Origin of the sequence: Streptomyces sp. NBC_01481 (assembly GCF_026339995.1) — a bacterium.
Lineage (GTDB): Bacteria > Actinomycetota > Actinomycetes > Streptomycetales > Streptomycetaceae > Streptomyces.
This window is the reverse complement of sequence record NZ_JAPEPT010000001.1, coordinates 504,310-527,109: the sequence shown is the minus strand read 5'-3', so window position 1 is coordinate 527,109 and position 22,800 is coordinate 504,310. Positions and strand designations below refer to the sequence as shown.

Here is a 22,800-nt window from a genome sequence, read left to right as displayed (position 1 = left end):
TACCCAGCCGGGAGCCGGGTAGCCGCGCGCCCATGGCTCGTACAAGACTGACAGGATCGATTCGCAGACGCACAGTGCTGCTCGGCGCCGCTGCCGCCGGTGCCCTCGGCGCCGCGGGCGCGGCAGGCTGCAGCCGGGTGCCCTCGGGTGACGCGCTGGCCCGGCTCAAGTCCCAGCGCACGGTGCGCCTGGGCATCGCCGGCGAGGTGCCCTACGGCTATGTCGACGACCAGGGCGAGTTCACCGGGGAGGCTCCGGAGCTGGCCCGGGTGATCTTCAAACGGCTGGGGATCGACAGTGTCCAGCCGGTCGCCACGGACTTCGCCTCCCTCATACCCGGGCTCAACTCACAGCAGTTCGACGTCGTCTCGGCCGGGATGTACATCAACAAGGAGCGCTGCGAGCAGGTCATCTTCGCCGACCCCGAGTACCAGATGCTCGACTCTTTCATCGTGCGCAAGGGCAATCCCAAGAACCTGCACACCTACGAGGACGTGGTGAAGGCGAAGGCGAAGTTCGCCACCGGCACCGGTTATGCGGAGATCGACTACGCGGTCGCCGCCGGTTATCCGGAGAAGGACATCGTCATCCTCCAGGACCAGGTGGCGGGCCTGAACGCCGTCGAGTCGGGCCGGGTCGACGTCTTCGCGGGCACCGCGCTGACCGCCCGCGAAGTGGTGAAGAAGAGCCACAAGGCCGAGGCGACCGAGCCGTTCGCGGCCGTCGTGGACGGCGAGAAGAAGATCGACGGCGGCGGTTTCGCCTTCCGCCCCACCGACACCGAGCTGCGCGACGCGTTCAACGTCGAGATACACAAGATGAAGAAGAGCGGCGAACTCTTCCGCATACTGCGGCCGTTCGGCTTCACCAAGAACGAGATGACCGCTCTCACTGCCGAGGAGCTGTGCCGATGACAGCCGGACTCTGGCAGAACTGGGTACTCCCGGGCATCTGGATCACCGTCCAACTGCTGGTGTACAGCGCGGTGCTGGCCGGTTTCGTCGCCTTCGCCGTCGGTATGGCCCGCACCCACCGCTCCCGCTTCGTCCGCTTCCTGGCGGGCTTCTACACCGAGATCTTCCGCGGCACGTCCGCGCTGATCCTGATGTTCTGGCTGTTCTTCGTGCTGCCTCCGCTGCTGGGCTGGCAGCTTGTCCCGATGTGGGCCGCGGTGCTGGCACTTGGCCTCTCCTACGGCGCGTACGGCGCCGAGATCGTGCGCGGCGCGCTGAACTCGGTGGCCCCGGCACAGCGCGAGGCCGGCGTCGCGCTCAGCTTTTCGCCCTGGCAGCGGATGCGGCTGATCCTGCTGCCGCAGGCGGTGCCGGAGATGATCCCTCCGTTCTGCAATCTGCTGGTGGAACTGCTCAAGGGCACGGCGCTGGTGTCGCTGCTCGGCGTGGGCGACGTCTCCTTCGCGGCGTACCTGGTGCGGCTCGCGACCCAGGAGAGCGCACAGATCTACACCATCAGCCTGGTCATCTACTTCGTGCTCGCCTTCGTCATCACACGCTCCATGAGGGCCCTTGAGAAGAAGACCAAGCGGAATATCGGCGTCGCGGTCTCGGGAGGTGGCGCGAAGTGAACTGGGACTGGTCCGCCGTAGCGGACTTCATGCCGCGCTTCTGGGACGGCGTGCTGATCACGCTGCAGATCCTGGTGCTCGGCTCGCTGATCTCCTTCACGCTCGGCCTCCTCTGGGCGATCGGATTCCGCGCGCCGACCCGCTTCGTACGGTGGCCGGTGAACCTGATCACGGAGTTCATCCGCACCACACCGCTGCTGGTGCAGCTCTTCTTCCTCTACTTCGTACTGCCGGAGTGGGGCGTGCAGTTCTCGGCGCTGACCACCGGCACGATCGCGATCGGGCTGCACTACTCGACGTACACCGCGCAGGTCTACCGGGCGGGCATCGAAGCCGTGCCGGCCGGTCAGTGGGAGGCGGCGACGGCGCTGAGCCTGCCCGCCCACCGCACCTGGATCGCGGTGATCCTGCCGCAGGCGGTCCGGCGCATCACACCAGCGCTGGGCAACTACGTCATCGCGATGCTGAAGGACACGCCGCTGCTCGCCGCGATCGGCGTCCTGGAGATGCTCCAGGAGTCCCGGCTGGAGAGCGCCTCGACGTTCCAGTACACCGAGCCGCTGACCGTGATCGGCATCGCCTTCATTCTCATCGCCTATCCGGCTTCCCTTCTCGTACGAGCCCTGGAGCGCCGTCTTGTCCGCTGACACCACCCCCACCGATACGACGTCCGAGCTGATCCGCTTCGAGAATGTGACGAAGCGCTTCGGCGACAACACCGTCCTCGACAACCTCTGTTTTTCGGTGAAACCCGGCAAACACGTCACGCTGATCGGTCCGTCGGGTTCCGGAAAGACGACGATCCTGCGGTTGCTGATGACGCTGGCGACGCCCGACGAGGGCACGATCCGGGTGAACGGGAACCGGCTGTTTCCGGCCGCCGAGAAGGAGCGCAGAGAAGCGCGCAAACAGATCGGCATGGTCTTCCAGCAGTTCAATCTCTTTCCCAACATGACCGCTCTGCGGAATATCACCGAGGCCCCGGTGCGCGTGCTCGGCATGTCCAAGGACGAGGCCGAGGTGCGCGCCAAGGAGTTGCTGGAGCTGGTCGGCCTCGGCGACCGCTGTGACGCGAAGCCGGGCCAGCTGTCGGGCGGCCAGCAGCAGCGGGTGGCGATCGCCCGGGCGCTGGCGATGCGCCCGCAGGTGCTGCTCCTCGACGAGGTGACCTCGGCACTCGACCCCGAGCTGGTGGCCGGCGTGCTGGACGTGCTGCGGGACATCGCGCGCTCGACCGACATCACGATGCTGTGTGTCACGCACGAGATGAACTTCGCGCGGGACATCTCCGACGAGGTGCTGATGTTCGACGCGGGCAGAGTCATCGAGTCCGGATCGCCGGAAAAAATCTTCTCCGAGCCGGAGCAGGAACGTACTCGCGAGTTTCTCGGTGCGGTGCTCTGACCATTTACTCGGGTCGATAAGTGTGACCCTGGCATATGCCAAATGGATGCGCCCCAGCTTATGCGGCTGGGGCGCACCATCATTCTCGCCAACAGCCGCCCCGGAAACGGCTCTTGGCCGCTATCGTGGTACGGAAGCTTGCGGTAACAACCTGGTAGGGGGAAACCGTGGCGCTGAAGCCCGAGCCGACCGCGCCGTTCCACTCGGTGCAATACGTCTTGCGTGTCCTGGAGACGATCTCGAAGCACGGTGGCGGTGTCACCGATGTCCAGATCGCACGCGAGACAGGTCTGCCGACCGGCCATCTGGCTCCCATGCTGGCGATGCTGCGCCGCGAGGGCTATGTGGAACAGGTCGCGGACGGCGCCTATGTGATCGGCGACTCCCTGATCCTGCTCGGCTCGGGGATCACCCGCCAGCAGGCGCTGGAGGCGAAGATCCAGGAGACGCTCACCGAGCTGCGCGACTCCGTGGGCGCGGCCGTCTACATCAGCCGGTACATCGACGGCGAGGTCAGGATCACCCAGTACGCCGACGGCCCGCGCGCCCCGAAGGTGAACGAGTGGGTGGACTTCCGCTCGGCGGCGCACGCGAGCGCGGTCGGCAAGTGCCTGCTGACCCAGCTGGATGTGAACGGCCGCCGTGACCACCTCTCGCGCCACAAGATCGCCCGCCTGACCTCGCGGACGATCACCAGCGAGAAGCTGCTCTTCTCCAAGCTGGACAGCCAGCCTCCGACGGTCCCGGTGCTGGACCTCCAGGAGTACGCGGTGGGCACGGTCTGTGCTGCGGTCCCGCTGACGGCGGGCTCGGCCGTGGGGTGCCTGGCGCTGTCCATGCCGATCGAGCACGCCCACCGACTGCGCTCGGCGGCCGATCTGCTGAACCGCAAGGCGGCGCCGGTGGTGCTGTCGCTGGCGATCTAGGCGCTGCGCCCGGGCCCGCCGGGGGTGCCCCCGGGGGGTGTCAGGAGCACCCCTCAGGACCAGGTATTATTTTCGATGTCAGCAGGCGCCGCTAGCTCAGTTGGTTAGAGCAGCTGACTCTTAATCAGCGGGTCCGGGGTTCGAGTCCCTGGCGGCGCACAGACAGGGAAAGCCCCTCGCTCACGCGAGGGGCTTTTTCACTTGTGGTCCGCGCAGCACGGGGTGGGATCGGGAGCCTCGAACGGCACCAGACTGCCGCCCACCGCGGACATCACCGTGAGCGCCAGCCGTCCCTCCCGCCACTCGGGCCGTACATGATCGCGTGTGACCAGCCGGCCGCCGGGGTCCACGGCGCCGGGTGCGCCCAGGGCGACCACCTCGTCGACGGCGGAGGCGGCCGACAGCTCGCCGACGGTCAGTGTGCCGGTCAGGGCGGCCACGCCGGGGAAGAGCACGGCCCGGCCGGCGGTACGGGTCGCGTGCTCGGCGGCTGCCCGCTCGGCCCCCGCGGCGAGGTCCGCGGGCCCCTCACGCAGAGCGCCGAACGCGGTACCCGCCTGCCGGGCGGTGATGCTCCTGAACGCCTCGTACGCATCCTCTGAGGGCAGCGCGAAGGAGAGCGCGATATGCGGGTGCCCGCCCCGGATCAGATGCGTGCAGCCGAACACGGCGGCGGGCGGCGCGAGTTCGCGGACGAGGTGATCGGCGTCGCTCAGGGACGTACAGCCCGTGTCGACGCCGATCACCCTCAGGCCCGAGGTCATGCGGGCAGCACCCAGATGGGGTTGGAGTAGAACCAGAGGTCGTTCCACGGGTCCGCGTCGCCGACCACGTCGAGCGCCGGGCCCGCGGGGTCGACCGACGCCCCGCCCAGGCCGACCGCGCCGCGCTTGCCGTCCGTGCCGCGCAGCCTGACGTACAGCGGGCCGTCGACCCGGCCGAGCCGGTAGCCGAGCCGGACCGTGCCCGTCGACCTGTTCACCTCGAAGGACCGCACGACCTTGGCGGTCGGCGCGGTGAAGGTGTCGTGGTCGGCGACCGGCCCGGTCACGTCGCCCTGGATGACGTCGACGCGGGCGAGCGCCGGGACGAACTGCGCCCAGTTGGGACCGTCGGCGAGCGCGATCTCGATGCTCAGCTCGATCTCCGTGCCGCGCCTGACGTGCAGGGCGCCGCCGAGCGTCGCCCAGCGCCCGCCGCCCTTGAGGCGTGCGTCGAGCCCGCTGATCAGGCGGCCGTGGTCGACCCAGACCCGGCCCGCCCTGATGCCGTCCATGACGGCGGCGTAGGAGAATCCGTCGGCGCCGACATGGGTGCGGCTGTACTGGCCGGGCCAGTAGTCGCCCTGGGCCAGATCGAGTCCGCCGGAGTAGACGGGGTCGGTGTGCCTGCCGTTGGCGGCGAAGTCGCTGTCGGGGCCGCCGCGCTTGGCGGTGTCCCCGTACACCTGGTGCGAGTCGGAGTTGGCGGTGATCCACCAGGGCTTGCCCTCGGCGAGCAGGCTGTCCCACAGACCGCCGACGGTCGCGGTCATCCAGTCGAAGCCGCCCCAGGTGCGGTAGCTCTCCAGGGGGTACCCGGCGAAGGAGTTGGCGCTCGGGTTGTTGTCGTAGAACCCGCGGGCCCGGCCCATACCGCGCGGGGCGGCGATCCCGGCAGCCTGGTGACCCGGTGCGCCCTCCATGCCCACGGCGATCTGACGGCCGCCCGCGGTGGCGTCGCGCCAGCCGCGTATCTCGTGCGGCGAGTCGACACCGCGCCGTGCGGGGTGGTTGGCGAGCATCAGCGCGTCCTTGACCTTGCGGCGCTCCACCTGCTCGGCGAGGAAGCGCAGCCCGGAGACGGCCAGAGCCTCATTGGCGGGGGTGTTGTCGCCGGCGCTTCGCAGGCTGCCGTCGAAGGAGGTCTCGAACTCCTTGAGTACGGCGACCTCGTTGCGTCCGGGGTGGACGAAGACGGTGCCGTGCTCGGCGGCCGGGATGTTCCACTCCAGGCCCTGGAAGACGAGGGTGTCCTCGTACTCCTCGCGGGCCTCGCGGATGTCCGGGTTGACCTTCTCCACACCGATCTTGGCGTGCGTCTCGCTGCCGTGGTCGGTGATGACCAGCCAGTCCATGCCGTGCCGGGCGCCCTGCCGCACCTGGTCGATGACGCGGTACTTGCCGTCGCTGCTGTACTGGGTGTGGATGTGGTGGTCGCCCGCCAGCCACAGGAAGCCGTCGCGCCGGGGCCGCCCGCCGTCGGCGTCCGCGTCCGCGTCCGCGACCGCGGCCGTCGCGCCGCCCAGCACACTCGCGCCGGCGATCCCGGCGGCGAGCAGGCCTGCGCGGCGGAGCATCGAGCGGCGCGAGAGTTCGTCGGGGCTCAGCTCACTGTCGGGCACGGAGGTGTCGAGCGCGGGCGGCACCGCTCCGACTCCGGCCTCGTCCGTGTGGTGGTGGTGCGGGTGGTCGTGCCCGTGGCTGTGGCCCATCTCAGCTCCTGTGTCCGGTTGCCGATGGTGCGGCTTGGAGGATCACGGAGGCGGGTGAACGCAGTGCCATGGGTGGATGAGCACGGAACGGCGGGAAGCGGGCGGGGGGTGCGCCTGCGGCGGGCTTTGCCCCCACCCCGCCCTCCCCCTACGGCCTGGCGGCCGTGGGAGGTACCCCCATCCCGTAACCGGGGGCGCTGCCCCCGGACCCCTCCGGGGCTCCGCCCCGGACCCCCGTATGCGACCTTCGGCCGCATGTCCTCAATCGCCGGACGGGCTGAAATGTGCGGCTTGGGCGCACATTCAGCCCCTCCGGCGTTTGAGGAGCGGGGTCTGGGGCGGAGCCCCAGCTAGGACCTCACCGCGCCGCCGCTCCGCGTACTCCCCCTCCAGCGCCGACCGCTCCTCTACCAGCAGCAACCGATACGCCCCCGCACCCCCCGGCCGCCACCACACCGGGTCCCCACCCCCGAACCCCACCTTCCGCAACCCCACCCGGTGGACCTTGTTCGTCGCCGTCACCGGCAGTTCCCGCAGCACCCGTACGAACCGCGGCGCCATCTTCGTGCCCAGGTCCGGCTGCGCCGCCAGGAAGTCGGCGAAAGCCTCCGGGTCGAAGGACTCCCCCTCCCGCAGGGCCATCGCCGCCATCACCTGGTCGCCCGACACCGGGTCGGGTACGGCGTAGACGGCGACCGCCGCCGCGGGCTCCCAGCGGGCGAGGATGTTCTCGATCATCGCGGCGGCGAGGTTCTCGCTGTCGACCCGCAGCCGGTCGTCCGTACGGCCCGCGAAGTACAGGAAACCCTCCGCGTCGCGGAAGAAGAGGTCGCCGGTCCAGTACCAGCCACCGCGGGTCCGGGCCGCGTCCGCCTCGGGGTGGCGCCAGTAGCCCTCGAAGGGGTTCGGGCCGCGGCTGACCAACTCCCCTATCGCTTCGTCCCCGTTGAGCAGCCGACCCTCCTCGTCCAGCGCCGCGGCCGCCCGTTCCTTGCCCGTGTCGGGGTCGACCACCGCGAGGTCGTCGCCGGGACCGGCCCTGCCTGTCGCGCCGGCGGGTGTGTCGGGGGTCCGCTGGATCGCCGCGCCGCCTTCCGAGGAGCCGTAGCCCTCGACCAGGCGTACTCCGAAGCGCGCCTGGAAGCGGGCCGCGTCCACCGCGCCCGCCTCGGTGCCGAAACCCAGCCGCAGGGAGTGCGAGCGGTCGTCGTCGCGCTCGGGCGTGGCCAGCAGATACTGGACGGCCCGGCCGACGTAGGTGAAGTAGGTGGCGCCGAACTCCCGTACGTCGGACAGGAAGCCCGAGGCCGAGAAGCGCCGCCGCAGCGCGACGGCCGCGCCCGCCGACAGCGCGGGCGCCCAGTCGGCGATGACGGCGTTGCCGTGGAACATCGGCATGCAGATGTAGTGCACGTCGTCCGCGCGCACGCCGAAGTGCGCGACGAGCGACGCGCCCGCCGCCGCGAGCCGCCCCTGGGAGCAGATCGCGGCCTTGGGCGCGCCTGTCGACCCGGAGGTGAAGTACAGCAGCAGCCGGCTGCCGGGCCCGACGGGGCCGAGCGTGGCCTCGCCCGGTACGGCGGCGGCGTACGGGGCGAGGAGCTCGGCGTAGTCGGCGTTGTCGGGATCGGTCACCAGCACCCGTGTCCCCGGCAGTTCGAGACCGTCGAGGAGGGGAAGGCGGGAGCGTTCGGTGACCAGCACCCGGCAGTCGGTGTGCTGGATGTCGCGGGCCAGTTCGGGCCCGCGCCGGGTCGGATTGATGCCTGCCACGGCGGCTCCGGCCAGAGCCGCCGCGCTGAGCCACAGGGGAAACTCCGGGGTATTGTCCAGCAGTACCCCGAGGTGTGGCTCGGCGCCGCGCGGCATCAGGTCCACGAGGAGCGCGGCCCGTGCGGCGGCGCCCGCGGCCATCTGGTGGTGGGTGAGTGAGTGACCGTGGTCTCTCAGGCCCACCCGATGATCGCCCCATTGGCGCTGTACGAGCTCCGCGACGGTGCCTGCTTCCGCGTTCCTCATGACGCCGCACGGTAACTGACTACCTGTCAGAACTGAACGTCCGAGCAGGCATAGAAGGCGTTGCCGGTGTCGTGCACGGTCCACACCGCGAGGATCAGGTGCCTGCCGGACTTCGACGGCAGCGTCCCGGAGTGGCTGAGCGTGGACGGCGGGCGCTGGCCGTTGTAGGGGATCGTCAGGAACGGCTGCGAGTCGAGCGAGGCGCGGGTGAGCTTCTGGCCCGGGTTCCAGCCGTTCTTGGTGACGTAGTACTTGAAGTCGGTCGTCGCGTGCATGGCGGTGAACTGCCACCGGAAGGTGTAGTTCTGGCCCGCGGAGACCTTGGTGGTGGGCCAGGTGCCGCCGCGCGGGTCGTCGAGCTGCGAGAAGCGGCTGTTGCCACCGGCGCAGATCGTTCCGTCGGCAGGGCCCGCGGCCGGGAAGCCCTTGGGGCCTTCGACGCTCTGGGGTTCGTAGATGATCTCGCCGCAGTCGGCGACCGTGCGGTTGGCGCAGAGCTTCTGGCGGCTGATGGGCGAGTCGGTGTAGCCGTGGCTGCTGGCACTGCCGGTGGCGAGCACAGTGGTGCCCGCTACGGCGAGACCGACCACGGCCGCGCTTATCTTTTTGCGCATGCTTCGCTCCTGGAGAACGTGGGGGAGTTCAGGCGAGCCGTGCTGCACGCGTGCGGTGTTGCGTATTCAGGTCTAGACCAAGTCCCAGGGTATTAACGGAACTTGAACATGTCCAGACCAATCACGTACCTTCCGCCGCCCCACAACGCCCGGTGTAGAAGGCGATCGTGAGGTCCTTCACCAGAGCCTTGCGCTCGTAGTCGTCGAGCTCCACGAGCCCCCGCGCGGTCAGCCTGCTCACCGTCTCCTCCACCGCATCCACCACCGAAGTCAGCACGCTGTCACGGTGCTTGGCGTCGATCGCCGCAATCCGACGGCGCTGCATCGCGGCCGCCACCTCCGGCGCGTACTCGATCCCCGTCGGCTGCGCCGAGAAGACCTCGATCCCCACCGGCGCGCAGTCCGCCGACAGCATCCGGGTCAGCGCGTCGCCGACCGCCTCCGCGTCGCGCAGCGTGGGGGTCCCCCCGGCGGAGCCAGGGGGAGCCTCCTCGTGAAGTGCGTCGGCGGGCAGCTGCGAAAGCACCCGCGCCATCGCCGCCTCGACCTGCTCGCTCAGATAGTCCTCGTGGTCCTCGACACCGAGCGCGGCACGCGCCGTGTCCGCCACCCGCCACACGACGAGCACGACGACCCGCAGCGCGGTGCCGTCCGCGTCGACCGCGGGCATGGGTTCGCTGCGCCAGTGCCGCAGCCGTACGTCCACGCGCCGGCGCAGCACCAGCGGGCTCACCCACACCAGTCCCGTACGCCGCACGCTGCCGCAGTAGTCGCCGAAGAGCGTGAGCACCCAGGCCTGGCCGACGCGACCGCGGCCCAGCCCGCCGAAGGCGAAGAGCGCAAGGGTCACGCCGAGCGTGAGCAGGCACCACAGTCCGAACCCGATGCCGTGGAACGGATGCGGGGTCAGCCCGAGCAGCCCGGCCACCGGGCCCGGCACCGCCCCGGCCCCCCACAGCACCGCGCCGATCCCGCCGAGCGCGCACGCACCCGCGACCAGACCGGTCCAGCCGGGCAGCGCGGACGCGGGGCGCTCGCCCAGGTCCGGATCGACGGGCGGCGCGGGCCGCAGAGGCACGGCGGCCGGCGGCGCGGGCCTGCGCCCGACCTTCGGCTGCTCGCCGGTGCCCTGCCGCCGCGCCACCACGGCGGAACGCAGGGCGATCGGCTGGGAGTCGTCGTCACGGAAGAGGAGATGCACCGGGATCTCGGTGGTCACCTCCTGGGCGATCACGGGGGTGTGCCGCGGGCCGTCGGACGTCGGTTCGCCGTCGGGCTCCGAGGTCGTGGTGTTCATGACTGCCGCCTCCACTGATGAGTTCGGTGCGTGTCTCAGGCGAAGAGCCGGCGCCAGGTCTCCGGTCCGGGGAATCCGTCCGCCGCCGCGCCGCGCCAGCCCTGGGCCCGCTGGAAGGCCTCGACACTGCGCCGGTCCGCCTCGCCCCAGACCGGCCCCGGGGCGGCTGTGTAGTGCTTGCCGAAGCCGAGTTCGACCAGCTTCCGGCGGAGCTGGGTGACATGCGCGCCGGACCGGCCGGGCCTGAAGTGCCGGGACCCGGGGTACGTGGGCTTCGCCGCCCTCGTGCCGCCGGGGCCGGGCGCCGCCGCAGGGATGCTCCTGCCCTGCTTGGTCGCCAGGAGCTGCCAGGTCTCCGCGCTCGGCATCCCGTCGGCGGCAGGGCCGCGCCAGCCCTGGGCGAGCTGGAAGGCCTCGGTGGCCCGGCGGTCGGCCTCGCCCCAGAGGGGCCCGGGGCCGACTGTGTAGTACTTGCCGAAGCCGAGCTCGACGAGCATCTCGCCGAGCTTGGTGATGTGCGCGTTGTTCGCGCCGGGGCCGAAGGCCGTCGCGCCCGGATACTCCTCGGCGGAGACCGGCCCGCTCGCGGTGGTCGTCGCGGTGGTCGTCGCGGTGATGAGGCCGTTGTAGCGGTAGGGCAGATAACGGTCGGCGTTGGTCCAGTACCCCATGGGCGTCGGCTGCTTGCGGGTGTGCGGCTTCGTCTGCTCGTACGCGACGTAATAGGTGTGCGTGTAGTCGGTCCAGCCGCCGAAAATCGTGACGTGCGAGCCCTTGGTCGGATTGTCCGGGTTGTGGAAGAGCAGGATGTCGCCGGGCTCCAGCTCCTCGCGCGTGATCCGGGTGGCGAACTGCGCGAGGCTCCCGGTCCACTCGTTGCTGCCCATGTTCCAGGCCATCGAGACAAAGCCGGAGCAGTCCTGGCGGTACCCGTCCGACCAGTACTTGTCCATGCTGTACGGGACTTTGGCGGCCACCCACTGCTTGGCGCGGTTGATGATCTCGGCCCGGGTGACCGGACGCAGCGCGGCGGGAACCGTGGCGGTGGCGGGATGGGGGCCGTGCAGCGGTGCGGTGCCGCCCTGCTCGTTGGCGGACTCTGGATCGCCGACGAAGGCGGCCGCCCCCGGCGCGGGCCGGAGCGCGGACCCGGGCGCGGAGGGGACCCCGACTGCCGTCGCCGCGGCTGCTCCTCCGCCGCCGCCCAGGACCACACCCGCCGCCGTGAACAGCACGAGTGCCCGGCGACAGCCGTGCGCGGCCGGGTGCTCCCCCGCGGCCAGAGCGCGGCGCTGCTGCACGCACCCCGCGCAGTCGCAGTCGTCGGCGGGCTCGAACTCCTCGAATACCGGCGCGGTCATACGTGGCCCCTGTCACTGATCGATCTGTCACGTTTGATCGCATTTTGACGGAGTAGCGGTAATAAACGACGATCCGACAGGCCGGAACGATCAGATAATGGTCAGTAGCACCCTTCGCCGTCCGGTAGAGTTCTCCGGGTCAGCAGGCGCCGCTAGCTCAGTTGGTTAGAGCAGCTGACTCTTAATCAGCGGGTCCGGGGTTCGAGTCCCTGGCGGCGCACGCAACACTGAGGCCCCCTCACGGCGAGTGAGGGGGCCTCGGTCGTCCCTACGGCCATTTTCGGCCACCCTGCACCCCGAACACTGCTCGCCCACAAGGGCACCTCAAATCGTACATATATCCGCTTAAGTGCTTCATTCACCCTTGCGATCATGGGCGGGGTCGTAGAACCTATCCTGGAAGCAATGGCTCCAATGGGGCATCCGTTTCGCGTAGTTGAGGGTAGTACAGGCGCATCAGTCCGTTGTCGGAGTGCGGGGAAGGGGACCCCGATCACGGTCCGAACACGTGACGGGCATGATGCAACCGGCGAGTGACTGTTTCGTGTCTGTAGGGACGGTGGCCCGCCACTGATGTGTCCAGGGCAACTGGTCGAGGGGGACCGGGGTCAGGACTTAAGAACCGACCACATCACACGCAGCCAGCATGCGTGCGGGGGGATGACTCATGACGTCGACGCCGAGCGGCGCCGGGCAGCACAACGACCCTTCCCTGACGACTCAGCTCCGGGTACCCGCCCATCTGCGCACCGGAGGCCACCGGCTGCGCCCGAAGAAGGCGCTTCCCAAGTACGACTACGAGCACTACAGCCGCCTCGCCGGCCCCCTCACCCAGCCCGATCCCACCAAGCCGTACACCGTGCAGTACCGCTCCCTGCTCTCGCAGGAGCCGCACCGCATACGGGCCGCCCTGCTGCTGGGAGCCGCGCCGCTGGTGTCGCTGGGTCTGTTCGCCTGGCTGATGCAGCCACAGCACTGGACCGAGCGCGATCCGAACCTGAAGAACGACACGCTGCTCATTCTCGACATCGTCATGCTCGTCTCGATCGGTCTGATCGAGCTCTTCCGCACGATGAACGTCCTGTCCAACGCGCACGCGACGCTGGTGGCGCGTGATCCCGTCCCCGTGGTGCCCGAGTCCGGCACCAAGGTCGCCTTCCTCACCTCCTTCGTACCGGGCAAGGAGCCCCTGGAGATGGTGACGAAGACCCTGGAGGCGGCCGTAAAAATCCGCCACCGCGGGCTCATGCACGTCTGGCTCCTCGACGAGGGCGACGACCCCGCCGTCAAGGAGGTGTGCGCGCGCCTCGGCGTCCACCACTTCTCCCGCAAGGGCATAGCGAAGTGGAACCAGACCAAGGGCGCCCACCGCGCCAAGACCAAGCACGGCAACTACAACGCCTGGCTAGAGGCGCACGGCGGCAACTACGACTACTTCGCCTCCGTGGACACCGACCACATCCCGCTGCCCAACTATCTGGAGCGGATGCTCGGTTACTTCCGCGACCCCGACGTCGGTTTTGTCATCGGCCCGCAGGTCTACGGCAACTACGACACCTTCGTCACCAAGGCCGCCGAGTCCCAGCAGTTCCTCTTCCACGCCCTGATCCAGCGCGCGGGCAACCGCTACGGCGCCCCGATGTTCGTCGGCACCTCCAACGCCGTCCGTATCAAGGCGCTCAAGCAGATCGGAGGCCTGTACGACTCGATCACCGAGGACATGGCCACCGGTTTCGAGATGCACCGCGCCAAGAACCCGGACACCGGCAACAGGTGGCGCTCGGTCTACACCCCGGACGTGCTGGCCGTCGGCGAGGGGCCCACGGCCTGGACCGACTTCTTCACCCAGCAGCTGCGCTGGTCGCGGGGCACATACGAAACGATCATGAAGCAGTACTGGAAGGGCTTCTACTCCCTGCCGCCGGGCAAGCTCTTCAACTACACGATGATGATCATCTTCTACCCGATGTCCGCCCTCAACTGGATCCTGGCGGCGCTGAGCTGTGCGCTGTTCCTGGGCATGGGCGCCTCGGGTGTGCAGATCGACCCCGCGATCTGGATGATGCTGTACGGCAATGCCTCGGCGCTCCAGATCGGCCTCTACATCTGGAACCGCCGCCACAACGTTTCGCCACACGAGCCCGAGGGCTCCGGCGGACTCGCGGGCATGGTCATGTCCGCGCTCTCCGCGCCGATCTACGCACGCTCGCTGATGGACGCCGTACTGCGCCGCAAGAGCAAGTTCGTCGTGACCCCCAAGGGCGACTCGTCCAGCCCGGACACCCTCTTCGGCACCTTCCGGATCCATCTCTTCTTCATCCTCGTCTTCGGCGGATCGCTGGGCTCCTCCTTCTACTTCGGGCACGACCATCCGGCGATGATCGTGTGGGCGACGCTGGCCCTGCTGATCACCGCGGCGCCGATCTTCGCCTGGCGCCACGGCATCCGTGCCGAGAAGAAGAAGCGCTCACGGCGCCACGGCGGCGGGCGGCCGCCGGCCGCACAGCCCGAGGCCCATGTGCCGCAGCAGCGGCCGGGCTCCGCCGCAGATCAGACCATGCAGATCGCCCTTGGGGGACGTAAGAAATGAGCACGCTGCCCGTCCGGCCGAACCACCGCAAGAACCGGGCCCGCCGGATAGCGATCGGCGCCGCGGTGATCGTCGCGGTGGCCGGCTTCAACGGGCCCGCGCTGTGGCGCTTCGGCTCGGACCAGTACCACGACTACAAGATCAACAAGCCCGAGTACAAGGCTGAGAACGGTCACTGGGACTTTCTGGACGTCCCCGCCGAGTACCGCATCAACTCCATCCACGCGGCGCTGCTGCACACCGGCAAGGTGCTGCTCGTCGCCGGATCGGGCAACAACCAGAAGAACTTCGACGCGAAGAAGTTCGAGTCGGTGCTGTGGGATCCCAGGACCAATGAGTTCAAGAAGATCCCCACACCCAAGGACATGTTCTGCGCCGGGCACACCCAACTGCCCGACGGCAAGCTCCTGATCGCGGGCGGCACCAAGCGGTACGAGAAGCTCAAGGGCGACATCACCAAGGCCGGCGGCCTGATGGTCGTGCACAACGAGGACCCGGACGAGCCCAAGACCCTGCCCGCGGGCACCAAGTTCACCGGCAAGAAGAACGGCAAGACCTTCGTCTCCAAGGACCCCGTCCTGGTGGAGAAGGCGAAGAAGGTCTTCGACCCGGCGACGGGCAGGTTCCTGCGGACCGAGCCGGGCCTCGGCCGTATCTACGTCGAGGCCGAGGAGTCCGGGAAGGACTACGAGACCGGCACCGAGGACAACTACCGCGTGCAGGGCCTCAAGGGCTCCGACGCCCGCAACATCTACGGCATCGCGCAGAAGCTCGCCCTCGACAAGAAGGACTTCCAGGGCATCAAGGAGGCCTACGAGTTCGACCCGGTGGCGGAGAAGTACATCACCGTCGACCCGATGAACGAGGCCCGCTGGTACCCCACGCTGACCACGCTCAAGGACGGCAAGGTCCTCGCGCTCTCCGGCCTCGACGAGATCGGGCAGATCGTCCCCGGCAAGGACGAGGTCTACGACCCGAAGACCAAGAAGTGGCAGTACACCGGGATCATCAGGAAGTTCCCCACCTACCCGGCGATCTTCCTGATGGACAACGGCAAGCTCTTCTACTCCGGCTCCAACGCCGGGTACGGACCGGCCGACGTCGGCCGCGCGCCGGGCGTCTGGGACCTGAAGACGAACAAGTTCGTCAAGGTCCCCGGGCTGAGCGACCCGGACAAGATGGAGACCTCCGCGACGGTCATGCTGCCGCCCGCCCAGGACCAGAGGTTCATGGTCATCGGCGGCGGCGGGGTCGGCGAGTCCGAGAAGGCGAGTGAGAAGTCCCGCCTGGTCGACCTCAAGGAGATCAACCCCCGCTTCAAGGACGGCGCTTCACTGGAGAAGGGCACGCGCTACCCGAGCGCCTCGCTGCTGCCGGACGACTCGATCCTGGTGACCGGAGGCTCCTCGGACTACCGGGGGCGCGGCGGCTCGAACGTACTCCAGGCGCGCACGTACGACCCGAAGACCGGCACGTACAAGCGGGTCGCCGACCCCGCGGTGGGGCGCAACTACCACTCGGGCTCGGTGCTGCTGCCCGACGGGCGCGTCATGATCTTCGGCTCGGACTCGCTGTTCGCGGACAAGGCGAACACGAAGCCGGGCGTCTTCGAGCAGCGCATCGAGATCTACACGCCGCCGTATCTCTACCGGGACTCCAAGCCGCTCATCAGCGGCGGGCCGAAGTCCATCGCGCGCGGGGACACGGGGACGTTCAAGGTCAAGGACGCCGCGTCCGTCAAGACGGCGAAGCTGATCCGGCCGAGCGCGGTCACGCATGTCACGGACACGGATCAGCGGTCGATCGCGCTGGACGTGAAGAAGACGGCGGACGGGATCGAGGTGTCGGTGCCGGCGAATCGGGCGTTGGTGCCGTCGGGCTGGTACATGCTGTTTGTGACGGACGAGAAGGGGACGCCGTCGGAGGGTGTGTGGGTGGAGGTCCCGTAACCGGGGGCTCTGCCCCCGGACCCCCGCGCCTCAAACGCCGGCGGGGCTGAGTTTCCGCCGGTCGGCCTGAATTGTCAGGCCGACCGGCGGAAACTCAGCCCGTCCGGCGTTTGAGGACATGCGGCCGAAGGTCGCATACGGGGGTCTGGGGGCTTGCCCCCAGTTCGGGATGGGGGTACCTCCCACGGCCGCCAGGCCGTAGGGGGAGGGCGGGTAGGGGAACGGCCCCGGGCAGCGGAACCGGCGCCCCCACCCCAGGGCTACTTCGACGCCCGCGCCAACCCCAGCGCGTACTCCCCCCACCACTCCCCCGCCCGCGGCCCACCCCTGCACTCCCCGTCCGACTCCCCCGGCCGCTTGACCCACAGATACGCGTCGACGAGCGCGTCGCCCGTCTGTGTCGTCGGCTTCTCGCCGAGCGCGCGGCCCGGCGGATTGCACCACGGGTCCTTGCCCGCGGTGTACGGGCCGTTGCCATTGCGGCTGGTGTCGATCACGAAGTGCTTGCCGCCGACCTTCGCGGACAGCTTGCGGCCGAACTCCTTGCTCGCCGCGGTCGGATAGAAGTTGGAGACGTTGACGGAGAAGCCGTCGGCCTTGTCGATCCCGGCCCGCCGCAGCGGGTCGAAGAGCGCATCCGGCTGCGACCAGCCCGCGTTGCCCGCGTCCAGGTACACCTTCGTGTTCGGCTGCTGCTTCAGCCGCTCGACGGCACCCTTGAGCAGATCGAACCGCTCCTCGTGGAACTCCTGCGGCGTGCACGTGTCCACGAGGTGCAGCACCGCGTCCGGCTCCAGGATCACCGTGGCCCGCCGGTCGCCGATCCCCGCCGCGACCTTGTCCACCCACTCCCGGTAGGCGTTGCCGTCGGCCGCGCCGCCCTTGGAGAACTGTCCGCAGTCGCGGTGCGGGATGTTGTAGAGGACGAGCAGTGCGTCCCGGTCGGCCTTCGCGGCCGCCTGGGTGAAGCCCTTGGCCTCGGCCTCCGGTTTGTCCGGGCCGATCCATTCGCCGACGGGCTGCTCGGCGATCTTCTTGATCAGTTCGGCGTTCTTGTCGTCGCCGTCCTTGCGGTACGCGGCAACCTGCCGCGCGGCCTTGCCGTCGGGATTGACCCAGTAGGGATCGTTCGCCTTGGGCTGCTGGCTCACCGCCGGTTTGTTGTCCTCGCCGTCGCCGGAGGAACAGCCTGCGAGCAAGAGCAGCACCGCCGCCCCCGCCGCCGCGGCCCCGCACAGGCGGGCACGCCCGGTGGAACTCCCGTACATCCACTCCCCCTTGGCTGCACTTGCAGGTGACCTCCCCGCCCGGGCTTCCCACCGGACAAGACAGGTCGAATCCATCCTGACACACGCCGGGTGAGAGCCACGAGCCCGCACCTCGTCGCGGTGTGCTCGCAGGGCGACGGTAAGGAAATAGCCACTGAGGGCGACGAGTTCACGACATGGTGTCATCCAGGCCCTAGGCCGGGCCCACCGACCGCTCTAGAGTGTCGGGCAACGGCCCCGGCCCCTGACCTTGAGCGCGACCGGACCAACCAGAACCTCCCGTGCCGGTGCCGGGCTTCTCCCGCAGCCCGGGCGCCCGCGGTCGAGGACCGGCTCGGCCGACGGCTCTGGGGGGAGCATGTCGTCGGTCGAGCCAGGTTGGACCCTGCCGACCGCTTCGCGGACTACTCCTTCACCACCGCGGTCAGATACGCGGAGACGACCACATTCGCGTTGTACGTGCCTGTCGCGCGGTCGAACGTGCCGCCGCAGGTGATCAGCCGCAGCTCCGCCCGCCCGTCCTCGCGCGGACCGTAGACCTTCGTCGGATCGAAGCGGTCCCGGCCGAAGACCTGGATGTCGTCGATGGTGAACTCCACGACCGAGCCGTCGGCCCTGCTCACCCGGACCTTCTCGCCGGGGCGGGCGGAACTCAGCCCGTAGAAGACGGCCGGTTTTGTCTCTGTGTCGACATGACCCACGAGCAGCGCCGCTCCGGACGCGCCCGGCTGCGTGCCGCTGCCGTACCAGCCGACGGTGTTCTGCATGGCGTACGGCGGAGGGTCGACCGCGCCGGCGGAGTCCAGACCGCGCGGGACGACGGGGGCGGCGATGCCTATCGACGGTATCTCCACCCGGTCGGGCCTGGCGGGGCTCAGCGGATCGAGGGCGGGCGGCAGGGGCACGCCGAGCGGCCGGCCGACCGCCGCCACATCGCCCGTGGTCGGCGCGGAGGTGCCGCCGAAGCCGCCGGTGAACCCGTTGCCCCAGAGCCACAGCCCTAGCAGGAGTACCGCCCAGGCCACTCCGGTGAGCAGCCGACCGGTCCCCGCCGAGCGTTCGGCGGAGGACATGTCAGTCCGATTCCGTCCGGCGCCGTCGTGAGCTGCGGAAGGCCACTGCGATCGCCGCGACGCCCGCGAGGACGAGACCGACCACGGCGTGCGGGGTGCCGGGGCCTGTGCCCTCGACGCGGTCCGTCGTGGCCACGGCGAGGTGGGCCGCGCCGCCACCGCCCGCGCGGACCGGCGCGACGGGGGTCTGCTGGTCCGTGGGCTGCTGCACGACCTTGATCTGGCCCTTCGCCGGGTGGCGATGACCGTCGCACACGACACTGACCTCGTACGCGGCCAGGCTCACGCCGGCTTTCACGGTCGTCTGCCCGGAGAACTGGGAGCCCGTCCTGCTGGAGAGCTCGACGTCCGCGGCGAAGGCCTGGGACGTGACGGTGGCCGTCGTTCCCTGGCAGCCCGAGACGCTGATCGCCACCTCACCGCCGGGAACGACGGTGGCCGGGGCGAGGTTGACCTCCACGGAGTCGTCGGCATGTGCGGTGGTGGCGGCGGGTGCCAGGACCAGTACAGCGGCCGCCCCTGCGGCACGGAGAGCTATCAAGCATGAACGCATCGTGAACCTCCTGATAGGGAAAAGATTCACGCGTCTGGGGCGTTTTCGCATCCGCAAGAGCGGCCCGGTGGTCCATTTGAGCCCCCTGACGTGCCCAAATGCGTCAGACCCGTTCGGCGCAGCCCCGATCGGTGACGGACCGTGCCGCTACCCCGCCACAGCCCGGACTCGCGGCGAGCAGCATTCCGCTCGCCGCGAGGCAGTCGGTGGTTACTTCTTGTGCACCGCGCGGTGCCGCTCGATCTCCAGCGCGAGGTCACTGCGCTCCCTGCGGGCCGTGTCCGCCTCCTCGCGCACCTTGTCGAGACGGTCCTCGAGCTGGGCGACCCGCTCGCGGTAGCGTTCGAGCTCGGCACGCACGAACTCGGCGTCGGCCACCTGCTGCGCGGTTTCCTTGCGGATCTTCTCGGTCTCCTCTTCGAACTTCTGCTTGGCCTCATCCAGCTCGGCGATGGCCATCTCCGCGGCCTCTTCCCCCAGCGCGGTGCGCTGCTCGGCGGCCAGGGTCCGCTGAGCAGCGGCCTTGGTCACGGTCTCGATGCGCGCCTCGGCGGCAACCGAGTCCGTGATGATGGCCAGCTCTTCGATGTAGGAGGGCAAGTCTGTGGCCAGCCGGGACATGAGTGCTATGAGATCGTCGCGAGCTCCAGTCCCGTCCTGTACGGCTTCCATCGCCTCCTCGACTTGGGGCAAGCCCGAGTCAGGCGCCTGGGCTGCGGCCGGCGGCGCGGCGAACTGAGCGGGCGGCTGAACGTCGGCCGCTGCCTTGGCCGCCTTCTTGATCTCGGTCGCCTGGCGCTTCTCCTCCTTGCGCTGCTGCCTCTTGGCACGGAACTTGCGGAAGGCCCCCAGCGCGTTGTGCTCGGGATGAACGCAGTAACGAGGCGCCGGGGCGCCGGGCGTCGGCGCTTCCGGAGGGTTGGTGCAGTCCGGGTAGGCACAGATCGGAAGCCTCTCAACGGTCACTTTTCGGCCCTTCTAGTGATATTCGGGGTCTTTGAAGTCGAACCGGCATCCGGCGCGGCTTGCGCCGACCGGTCGCACACGGGGATTTACCGATCACGCTAGATGCGTGCGGGGCCTTACGGGCCCCGCACGGGGTGGGCGTCAGGAATCGGTAAGATCCCGCGGCCGACGCGGAGTTGCCGGACAGCGGGGACGAGCCGGCGCAACGTCAGGTTCGTGCGCGTCCGGCCCGCGTCATGACCTCAAAGCGCTTGAGAAGAGGTGCTGAGTACGGTAGAGCCATGACAGAACGCAAGCCGGTCGAATCCTGGCTCACCGACATGGACGGGGTCCTCATCCACGAGGGCGTCCCGATCCCCGGTGCAGACGCCTTCCTCAAGCGGCTGAAGGAGTCCGGGAAGCCCTTCCTGGTCCTCACCAACAACTCGATCTACACGGCGCGGGACCTGCACGCCAGGCTTTCCCGGATGGGCCTGGACGTGCCCGTCGAGAGCCTCTGGACCTCGGCGCTGGCGACCGCGCAGTTCTTGGACAACCAGCACCCCGGCGGCACGGCGTACGTGATAGGCGAGGCCGGTCTGACGACGGCGCTGCACGACATCGGCTATGTCCTCACCGACCACGACCCCGATTTTGTGATCCTCGGCGAGACGAGGACTTACTCGTTCGAGGCGATGACCAAGGCCGTTCGCCTGATCAACAACGGGGCCAGGTTCATCGCCACCAACCCCGACGAGACCGGACCGTCCGCCGAGGGGGCGTTGCCCGCCACCGGGGCGGTCGCCGCACTGATCACCAAGGCCACCGGCAAGGACCCTTACTTCGTTGGCAAGCCGAACCCTCTGATGATGCGCACTGGGCTGAACGCCATCGGAGCGCACTCGGAGACCTCCGCCATGATCGGTGACCGCATGGACACCGATGTCCTGGCCGGGCTTGAAGCCGGTATGGAAACGTTCCTTGTGCTGACAGGCTTGACGAGCAAGGCGGACATCGAGCGCTACCCGTTCCGCCCGACCAACGTCGTGGACTCCATCGCGGACCTCGTCGATCGCGTGTGAGCGGCGCCGTCAACCGCCGAGACCCCCGCACCGACACTGGCGGGGGTCTCGGTCTTCGGTCCTGAATCAGGAAGCGGAGACCCTGACCCCGTCGATCACCCAGTACCAGTTGTTGGAGCCCGTGTAGCGGAAACGGAAGCTGACGCTGGAGGCCCCGGAGGGGACGTTCACGGTCAGCGACTGCGGCTGGGAGACCACATCGGCCGTGTAGCTCTTGACCACCGTGGGCGTGCCGCCGTTGAAGGAGGCCAGGACCTGGGCGGTCTGGCTGCCCTCCTGGCGGTAGAAGGTGGTGAAGTCCAGCGTCACCTTCGTCTTGCCGCCGACGCTGTACGCCGGGGTCACGAGCGTGGAGTCGTAGCCGCCCGAGTTCGTCCTGTCGTCCCACTCGTCGGAGTCGGCGACCGCGAAGACGCCGCGCGAGCGGATGTTGAGCTCACGCCACTGGTCCCGCTGCGCCCGGGACCAGAACTCGTTGGTGGCGAAGGCCCAGCCGCGCCACTCGGTGACCCCGCCGGTGCCCATCGCGCTGTTGATCACGGACCAGCCGCTGGGCGCGGTGTGCGTGAAGCCGAGCACTCCGGCCGGGATTCCGGTCTCGTCGACACGCTGGCCCAGCTGCGAGTGCAGCGTGTCGAAGGGGTCGGTCGAGCGTTCCTGGATGGGCTTGCCGTCCAGGCCCCAGGCAGGGTCGGGGGTGATACCGAGCTGCTTGAAGACCGTGGTGGCGACATCGACGAGCCGGGTGTCCGCGGGCCGGGCGCCGGCGGCGATGCCGGGGCCCTGGGCGAGCACGAACGTACGCCGTTCCTCGATGGAGCTGCCTCCGTGGCCGCCCGCGTCGACATGCCCGTGGTCGGTGGCGACGATGACGGTCCAGCGCTCGGTGGCGTACGAGGGGCGGGCCTGGATCGCGGCCTGCAACCGGCCGAGATAGGCGTCCTGGACGTCGATGGCGTCGAGGTACTTCTGGCTCGCGGCGCCGTAGCTGTGGCCCATCTCGTCGGTCTCGCCGAAGTAGACGAACAGGACGTCCGGGTTCTGGTTGCGGAGGATGTCCTCGGTCTGGTCGGTGATGACCTTGTCGTTCACCGCGTAGTTGTTGTTGAACACGAGCTTGGCGTCGGCCCCGGGGGTGACGGTGCCATGGGTGTCGAGCTCGGGCCAGTCGACGGCGGCGAAGAGGGACAGTTCGGGCCTGATCTGGTTCAACCGGGCGAGAAAACCAGGGTACTTGGCGTAGTTCTTGCCGATGAAGGTGTTGTCCTTCACGCCGTGCTTGTCGGGCCAGACACCGGTGGAGATGGTCGACCAGCCGGGTCCGGACGAGGTCTGCGCCATGGGGTTGGCGTACAGCAGCGACATGCCGTATGTCCCGTTCGCCATCAGGGACTTGAGTGTCGGGGCCTTGGCCGCGTCGATCCTGTCGTACCGCAGTCCGTCCATGCCGACGAAGAGCACCTTGTCCTTGCTGGTGCCGTTCGGGAGGGCCGGGGCGGCCTGGGCGGGGGTGGCGAGGGTGCCGGTGGCGGCGACCGCGGCGGTGGCGGCGCCGGCGGCGAGTACGGAGCGCCTGGATATGCCGTTGAGCGGCATCTGTTCCTCCGTCAGAGGGCTGAGGTTTGTCTGCGGGCAGAGCAACGCCCCCGGTTTCCCGGGGG

General features: G+C 69.1%; 18 protein-coding genes, 2 tRNA genes and 1 pseudogene. 10 read left to right on the top strand and 11 right to left on the bottom strand.

The window, feature by feature from the left end; translation table 11 throughout:
* The first annotated feature begins 32 nt into the window (after positions 1–32).
* From ehuB to OOK40_RS02485, 6 genes are all read left to right on the top strand, one after another.
* A complete protein-coding gene (ehuB, locus tag OOK40_RS02510; protein ID WP_266476122.1) occupies positions 33–914 on the top strand; it encodes an ectoine/hydroxyectoine ABC transporter substrate-binding protein EhuB in 882 nt (293 codons plus the stop codon).
* Positions 911–1,585 (top strand): ectoine/hydroxyectoine ABC transporter permease subunit EhuC, encoded by a 675-nt coding sequence (gene ehuC, locus OOK40_RS02505; RefSeq protein ID WP_266476121.1) that lies wholly within the window; start codon positions 911–913, stop codon positions 1,583–1,585. Before ehuB ends, ehuC begins: the two co-directional genes overlap by 4 nt.
* Positions 1,582–2,232, top strand: coding sequence for an ectoine/hydroxyectoine ABC transporter permease subunit EhuD (gene ehuD, locus OOK40_RS02500; protein WP_266476120.1), 651 nt, complete (start codon positions 1,582–1,584; stop codon positions 2,230–2,232). Before ehuC ends, ehuD begins: the two co-directional genes overlap by 4 nt.
* Positions 2,222–2,989: an ectoine/hydroxyectoine ABC transporter ATP-binding protein EhuA gene (gene ehuA, locus OOK40_RS02495; protein ID WP_266476119.1), complete on the top strand. Its 768-nt coding sequence runs from the start codon at positions 2,222–2,224 to the stop codon at positions 2,987–2,989. The genes ehuD and ehuA overlap by 11 nt, the downstream gene beginning before the upstream one ends.
* Before the next feature lie 167 nt (positions 2,990–3,156).
* Entirely contained in the window at positions 3,157–3,915 is a 759-nt protein-coding gene (locus OOK40_RS02490; protein ID WP_266476118.1) for an IclR family transcriptional regulator, read from the top strand.
* Between the two features lie 85 nt (positions 3,916–4,000).
* A tRNA-Lys gene (locus OOK40_RS02485) sits at positions 4,001–4,074 on the top strand.
* 38 nt (positions 4,075–4,112) lie between these two features.
* Here OOK40_RS02485 and OOK40_RS02480 read toward each other — a convergent pair.
* The 6 genes and pseudogenes from OOK40_RS02480 to OOK40_RS02455 form a co-directional block, all read right to left on the bottom strand.
* On the bottom strand, positions 4,113–4,679 hold the full coding sequence (locus OOK40_RS02480; protein WP_266476117.1) for a hypothetical protein: 567 nt from the start codon (positions 4,677–4,679) through the stop codon (positions 4,113–4,115).
* The gene (locus tag OOK40_RS02475; RefSeq protein WP_266476116.1) at positions 4,676–6,388 is read right to left on the bottom strand and encodes a PHP domain-containing protein; all 1,713 of its coding nucleotides are present in this window, start codon (positions 6,386–6,388) and stop codon (positions 4,676–4,678) included. Before OOK40_RS02475 ends, OOK40_RS02480 begins: the two co-directional genes overlap by 4 nt.
* 303 nt (positions 6,389–6,691) lie before the next feature.
* Positions 6,692–8,407 carry an AMP-binding protein gene (locus tag OOK40_RS02470; RefSeq protein ID WP_266476115.1) on the bottom strand — a complete coding sequence of 572 codons (1,716 nt, stop codon included), beginning with the start codon at positions 8,405–8,407 and terminating at the stop codon, positions 6,692–6,694.
* 26 nt (positions 8,408–8,433) lie between these two features.
* Positions 8,434–9,021, bottom strand: a complete 588-nt coding sequence (locus OOK40_RS02465; protein WP_266476114.1) for a lytic polysaccharide monooxygenase — start codon at positions 9,019–9,021, stop codon at positions 8,434–8,436.
* Between the two features lie 121 nt (positions 9,022–9,142).
* Positions 9,143–10,267 (bottom strand): annotated as a pseudogene (locus OOK40_RS02460) (SPFH domain-containing protein); the annotation flags it as partial.
* Between the two features lie 86 nt (positions 10,268–10,353).
* Positions 10,354–11,679 (bottom strand): peptidoglycan-binding protein, encoded by a 1,326-nt coding sequence (locus OOK40_RS02455; RefSeq protein ID WP_266476113.1) that lies wholly within the window; start codon positions 11,677–11,679, stop codon positions 10,354–10,356.
* A 146-nt stretch (positions 11,680–11,825) separates the two neighbouring features.
* Here OOK40_RS02455 and OOK40_RS02450 point away from each other — a divergent pair.
* The 3 genes from OOK40_RS02450 (at position 11,826) to OOK40_RS02440 (ending at position 16,218) form a co-directional block, all read left to right on the top strand.
* Positions 11,826–11,899 (top strand) — tRNA-Lys (locus OOK40_RS02450).
* A 447-nt stretch (positions 11,900–12,346) separates the two neighbouring features.
* The gene (locus tag OOK40_RS02445; RefSeq protein ID WP_266476112.1) at positions 12,347–14,269 is read left to right on the top strand and encodes a cellulose synthase catalytic subunit; all 1,923 of its coding nucleotides are present in this window, start codon (positions 12,347–12,349) and stop codon (positions 14,267–14,269) included.
* Positions 14,266–16,218: a galactose oxidase-like domain-containing protein gene (locus OOK40_RS02440; RefSeq protein ID WP_266476111.1), complete on the top strand. Its 1,953-nt coding sequence runs from the start codon at positions 14,266–14,268 to the stop codon at positions 16,216–16,218. The genes OOK40_RS02445 and OOK40_RS02440 overlap by 4 nt, the downstream gene beginning before the upstream one ends.
* A 260-nt stretch (positions 16,219–16,478) precedes the next feature.
* On the opposite strand, the gene OOK40_RS02435 is transcribed toward OOK40_RS02440, so the two are convergent.
* From OOK40_RS02435 to OOK40_RS02420, 4 genes are all read right to left on the bottom strand, one after another.
* Positions 16,479–17,486, bottom strand: coding sequence for a glycoside hydrolase family 6 protein (locus tag OOK40_RS02435; RefSeq protein WP_266476110.1), 1,008 nt, complete (start codon positions 17,484–17,486; stop codon positions 16,479–16,481).
* Positions 17,487–17,890: 404 nt separating this feature from the next.
* Positions 17,891–18,559 carry a class F sortase gene (locus tag OOK40_RS02430; protein WP_266476109.1) on the bottom strand — a complete coding sequence of 223 codons (669 nt, stop codon included), beginning with the start codon at positions 18,557–18,559 and terminating at the stop codon, positions 17,891–17,893.
* Between the two features lies 1 nt (position 18,560).
* Positions 18,561–19,112: a hypothetical protein gene (locus OOK40_RS02425; RefSeq protein ID WP_266476108.1), complete on the bottom strand. Its 552-nt coding sequence runs from the start codon at positions 19,110–19,112 to the stop codon at positions 18,561–18,563.
* A 210-nt stretch (positions 19,113–19,322) separates the two neighbouring features.
* Complete coding sequence (locus OOK40_RS02420; protein WP_266476107.1) at positions 19,323–20,078, bottom strand: hypothetical protein; 756 nt, start codon at positions 20,076–20,078, stop codon at positions 19,323–19,325.
* A gap of 281 nt (positions 20,079–20,359) precedes the next feature.
* Here OOK40_RS02420 and OOK40_RS02415 point away from each other — a divergent pair, with 281 nt between their 5' ends.
* Complete coding sequence (locus OOK40_RS02415; RefSeq protein WP_266476106.1) at positions 20,360–21,139, top strand: HAD-IIA family hydrolase; 780 nt, start codon at positions 20,360–20,362, stop codon at positions 21,137–21,139.
* 66 nt (positions 21,140–21,205) lie between these two features.
* On the opposite strand, the gene OOK40_RS02410 is transcribed toward OOK40_RS02415, so the two are convergent.
* Positions 21,206–22,735 (bottom strand): alkaline phosphatase family protein, encoded by a 1,530-nt coding sequence (locus tag OOK40_RS02410; RefSeq protein ID WP_266476105.1) that lies wholly within the window; start codon positions 22,733–22,735, stop codon positions 21,206–21,208.
* Positions 22,736–22,800: the final 65 nt, after the last annotated feature.

What these genes read in the sequence shown, in the direction of transcription:
- OOK40_RS02435 (WP_266476110.1), bottom strand. Translation starts at nt 17,486, where the DNA reads ATGTACGGGAGTTCCACCGGGCGTGCCCGCCTGTGCGGGGCCGCGGCG.
- OOK40_RS02445 (WP_266476112.1), top strand. Translation starts at nt 12,347, where the DNA reads ATGACGTCGACGCCGAGCGGCGCCGGGCAGCACAACGACCCTTCCCTG.
- OOK40_RS02415 (WP_266476106.1), top strand. Translation starts at nt 20,360, where the DNA reads ATGACAGAACGCAAGCCGGTCGAATCCTGGCTCACCGACATGGACGGG.
- OOK40_RS02480 (WP_266476117.1), bottom strand. Translation starts at nt 4,679, where the DNA reads ATGACCTCGGGCCTGAGGGTGATCGGCGTCGACACGGGCTGTACGTCC.
- OOK40_RS02470 (WP_266476115.1), bottom strand. Translation starts at nt 8,407, where the DNA reads ATGAGGAACGCGGAAGCAGGCACCGTCGCGGAGCTCGTACAGCGCCAA.
- OOK40_RS02430 (WP_266476109.1), bottom strand. Translation starts at nt 18,559, where the DNA reads ATGTCCTCCGCCGAACGCTCGGCGGGGACCGGTCGGCTGCTCACCGGA.
- OOK40_RS02455 (WP_266476113.1), bottom strand. Translation starts at nt 11,679, where the DNA reads ATGACCGCGCCGGTATTCGAGGAGTTCGAGCCCGCCGACGACTGCGAC.
- OOK40_RS02440 (WP_266476111.1), top strand. Translation starts at nt 14,266, where the DNA reads ATGAGCACGCTGCCCGTCCGGCCGAACCACCGCAAGAACCGGGCCCGC.
- OOK40_RS02425 (WP_266476108.1), bottom strand. Translation starts at nt 19,112, where the DNA reads ATGCGTTCATGCTTGATAGCTCTCCGTGCCGCAGGGGCGGCCGCTGTA.
- ehuC (WP_266476121.1), top strand. Translation starts at nt 911, where the DNA reads ATGACAGCCGGACTCTGGCAGAACTGGGTACTCCCGGGCATCTGGATC.
- ehuB (WP_266476122.1), top strand. Translation starts at nt 33, where the DNA reads ATGGCTCGTACAAGACTGACAGGATCGATTCGCAGACGCACAGTGCTG.
- OOK40_RS02465 (WP_266476114.1), bottom strand. Translation starts at nt 9,021, where the DNA reads ATGCGCAAAAAGATAAGCGCGGCCGTGGTCGGTCTCGCCGTAGCGGGC.
- OOK40_RS02410 (WP_266476105.1), bottom strand. Translation starts at nt 22,735, where the DNA reads ATGCCGCTCAACGGCATATCCAGGCGCTCCGTACTCGCCGCCGGCGCC.
- OOK40_RS02475 (WP_266476116.1), bottom strand. Translation starts at nt 6,388, where the DNA reads ATGGGCCACAGCCACGGGCACGACCACCCGCACCACCACCACACGGAC.